This is a genomic window from Neorhizobium sp. T7_12 (assembly GCF_002968535.1).
In the GTDB taxonomy this organism is placed as follows: Bacteria; Pseudomonadota; Alphaproteobacteria; order Rhizobiales; family Rhizobiaceae; genus Neorhizobium; species Neorhizobium tomejilense.
Genome location: NZ_PVBK01000041.1, coordinates 1 through 3489, shown reverse-complemented (window position 1 = coordinate 3489; position 3489 = coordinate 1). Strand labels below are relative to the sequence as shown.

General features: G+C 58.8%; 4 protein-coding genes. 1 reads left to right on the top strand and 3 read right to left on the bottom strand.

Annotated features, from left to right (window positions below):
- Positions 1–114: 114 nt before the first annotated feature.
- On the top strand, positions 115–1113 hold the full coding sequence (locus C5J26_RS32330) for a recombinase family protein (RefSeq protein WP_105405482.1): 999 nt from the start codon (positions 115–117) through the stop codon (positions 1111–1113).
- Here C5J26_RS32330 and C5J26_RS32325 read toward each other — a convergent pair.
- From C5J26_RS32325 to C5J26_RS33055, 3 genes are all read right to left on the bottom strand, one after another.
- Positions 1040–2596 carry an IS66 family transposase gene (locus C5J26_RS32325; RefSeq protein WP_105405481.1) on the bottom strand — a complete coding sequence of 519 codons (1557 nt, stop codon included), beginning with the start codon at positions 2594–2596 and terminating at the stop codon, positions 1040–1042. The genes C5J26_RS32330 and C5J26_RS32325 overlap by 74 nt on opposite strands.
- A 69-nt stretch (positions 2597–2665) precedes the next feature.
- Complete coding sequence (tnpB, locus tag C5J26_RS33060) at positions 2666–3019, bottom strand: IS66 family insertion sequence element accessory protein TnpB (protein WP_172746238.1); 354 nt, start codon at positions 3017–3019, stop codon at positions 2666–2668.
- Positions 3016–3405 (bottom strand): transposase, encoded by a 390-nt coding sequence (locus tag C5J26_RS33055; RefSeq protein WP_172746237.1) that lies wholly within the window; start codon positions 3403–3405, stop codon positions 3016–3018. The genes tnpB and C5J26_RS33055 overlap by 4 nt, the downstream gene beginning before the upstream one ends.
- Positions 3406–3489 lie beyond the last annotated feature (84 nt).

Genomic DNA, 3489 nt, shown 5'->3' with positions numbered 1-3489 from the left:
GTAAGCGCTGTTGTCTCCGCACCTTGACCACCCCTGAACGAACTTACTCCTCCGCTGACAACTGAGCGTGTGGGTCGTGGTACCGTCGCCTGTCATTGTCTTTGGGAGGCCGAAATGTGCAAGAGAGTGGTCATCTACGCGCGTTATTCGACAGATCAGCAAAACCCTGCGTCCATTGAAACCCAGCTTGATTTAGGGACTTCGTTTGTTTTAGAGCGTGGTTGGACGCTTTGTGAGACCTTTGTCGATGCGGGGGTAAGCGGCGCTAGCTTCGAAACAAGACCAGGTCTTCAGGCCGCCTTGAAGGGGGCGCGACAAGGAGCATTCGACGTCCTTCTTTGCCTTACCCTTGATCGCCTGTCGCGAGACCTCGAACACAGCGCAAAGGTGCTGAAGCTGCTGCACTTTCATGAAATCGAACTTTGGACCGTTCATGGCAGCTCCCAGGTGTCGTCCATGGAGCTTGGCCTAAGGGCCGTCCTGAACAGTGAAATGCTGGAACAGGTTCGGTATCGCACAAGAGAAGGAATGAAGACGGTAGCAAAGAAAGGGCGAGTGCCTGGCGGCATTTGCTACGGCTACTCGATTAAAAGGGTTCTTGGAGCCGACGGTGAGCCGATCCGAGGCCTAAGAGACATTAATGCCGACGAAGCCTGTGTCATCGTCTGGATATATGAGCAGTATGCAAAGGGCTTTAGCCCGGACGCTATTGCGGAAAAACTTAACAAGAAGGGGGTAGTTGGCCCTCGTGGGCTGGCCTGGAGAGGAACAGCGATCCGGGGCCACCGCCGAAGAGGGACCGGAATTTTGAACAACGAGTTGTACATAGGTCGCTTGGTGTTCAACAGACTGGCTTACCGAAAGAACCCCGTGAGCGAACGCCGGGTCTCCCGGCTAAACTTGCCAGAACAGCACATCGTCCAGGAGATTCCGGCACTGCGTATTGTCTCCGACACGCTCTGGAAGAGGGTGAAACGACGGCAAGCGTCGACGAACCATCGTGGGAAGGGCGAAGACGCCATAAGGCTGACGGACAAATTTAACCCGCCTCGTAAGCCCAAGGCAGAAGGCGTGCGATCTCACTCTGCTTATGACCATTCACAAGCGCGGTGAGCGTGCGGGTTAGGTAGGCACTGGGATTGATAGAATTGAGTTTGCATGTCTCGATCAACGAGGCGATGGTCGCCCAGTTCTCAGCCCCAGCATCGTGGCCCGCAAAGAGCGCGTTCTTGCGATTGAGGGCTATCGGTCGGATGGTTCTCTCGACGCTGTTGTTATCAATCTCGACGCGGCCGTCGGTCAGGAAGAGCTTCAGGCCATCCCAGTATTTGGCCATGTATGCTAGAGCCTCGCCGAGTGGAGACTTTATTGCAACGCGAGCACGGTGATGGGCAAGCCAGGTCTGCATGTCGGCGACCAGTGGCGCAGACCGTTCCTGTCGTTCAGCAAAGCGAACCTCCGGATCAAGGCCGCGCAGTTTGGCCTCGATGCGATACAGTTCTCCGATACGTTTGACGCCGTCTTCCGCAATAGGTGCTGATCCGTTGCGGGTGATCTCCACCAGCTTGCGACGGGCGTGTGCCCAACAATAGGCAAGCCGAATGTCCGGGCCGACACGGTCAGGTGCGATCAACCTGTTGTATCCGGCATAGCCATCGACCTGCAGGATGCCGGAGAAGCCCCGCAGTATCCGTTCGGCATGAATGCCCCCGCGACCAGGCGCATAGGTGAAGGCCACGCCCGGTGGAGCGCTGCCATTCCAAGGTCGATCATCTCGTGCGAGCGCCCAGAAGTATCCGGTCTTAGTTTTGCGCGAGCCGGGATCGAGAACCGGAGCACGGGTCTCGTCCATGAAGAGCTTGGTCGAGCGCTTCAGGTCGGTGATCAATGCATCGAAGACGGGGCGCAATTCGAACGCTGCTCGCCCGACCCAGTCGGCAAGTGTGGAGCGGTCGAGATCAACGCCCTGGCGGCTCATGATCTGAGCCTGCCGATACAGCGGAAGATGATCGGCATACTTGGAAACCAGCACATGGGCCACTGTCGCTTCCGTCGGCAAGCCCGCTTGGATCAGTCGGGGCGGAGCCGGGGCCTGGACGACACCATCAGTGCAGGCACGGCACGCATATTTGGGGCGACGGGTGACGATCACGCGGAACTGCGCCGGGACCACATCCAACCGTTCGGAGACATCCTCACCAATGCAATGCAGGCAACCGCCGCAAGCACAGACCAGGCTTTCCGGCTCGATCACCTCTTCGACACGGGGAAGATGCTTTGGAAGAGAGCCGCGATTGATCGCGCGTGACTTGGTAATCCTGTTCCCAGCAGGAACGTCCGCCTCGTCCTCGGCATGGATCGCGGCTATGGCCGTTTCCAGGTCTTCCAGTGCCAGATCGAACTGGTCGGCATCGGCCTTCTCGGACTTGCGTCCGAAGGCTGCCTGCTTGAAAGCCGCAACCAGCTTCTCAAGCTGTTCGATCCGCTCATTCTTGCGGGCAATCTGGGCATCCTTACCTGCCTCGCGTGCCTGTGCGGCAATCAGCATCGCCTTCAGGGCAGCAACATCATCGGGAAGGTCGGCCGTATCTAGCATGGCCGGAACCTATCAAATCCCGCGCCGGTTTGCCTTTGGAATTTGCCGTGCTGAGTCATCGTGCCGCAGCTATTCGATGGCCTGCGGGGTTCTCGGCTGGACGGCATGAACCCGCCGCCAATCCAGGCCAGCAAACAGCGCCTCGAACTGGGCATTGGTCAACGTCATCAATCCATCCTTGATGCCAGGCCAGGTGAAGGTGTGCTCTTCCAGGCGCTTGTAGGCCAGCACGATGCCGGAGCCGTCCCAGTAGATCAGCTTCAGCCGGTCCGCCTTGCGAGACCGGAACACGAAGACAGTTCCCGTGAACGGGTTCTTGTGCAGTTCGTTCTTCACCAAGGCCGCCAATCCGTCATGACCCTTGCGGAAATCCACGGGTTTGGTCGCTACCATGATCCGCACACGGTTGGAGGGAAAGATCATGTCGCCGCCGCCAAGGCACGCGCGATAGCGGCGATCCGGTCGGCAGACGCCCCTTCCTCAAGACGAATGGTGACCGCACCTACGACTATCTCAGCGCGGCTGACGGCTTTGACCGTTGGCTGCTCAGGCGTTGGCGTCTCGATGACCATGGCCGCAAATTCGACTGCGTCTTCCGGCTCTGGCAACACCAGCTTGCCCTGCCGCGCCAGTGTCCGCCACGACGACAGGTGGTTGGCCTTCAGCCCGTGGCGCTCGGCCACTTCATTCACCGTCGCGCCTGGACGCAAGCTCTCAGATACGATCCGCGCCTTGAGCTCGTCCGGCCATTGACGATGAACCTCACGACGGCTCTGCCGCCTCGTGAGAACCTCCAACGTAGACTCCATGGAGAAACTCCTTGTCGCTCATCCATGGAATGTCGATCACAGATCAGGCGGCGGCAGGCAATGTGGGGGCAGAACACCGGTTAC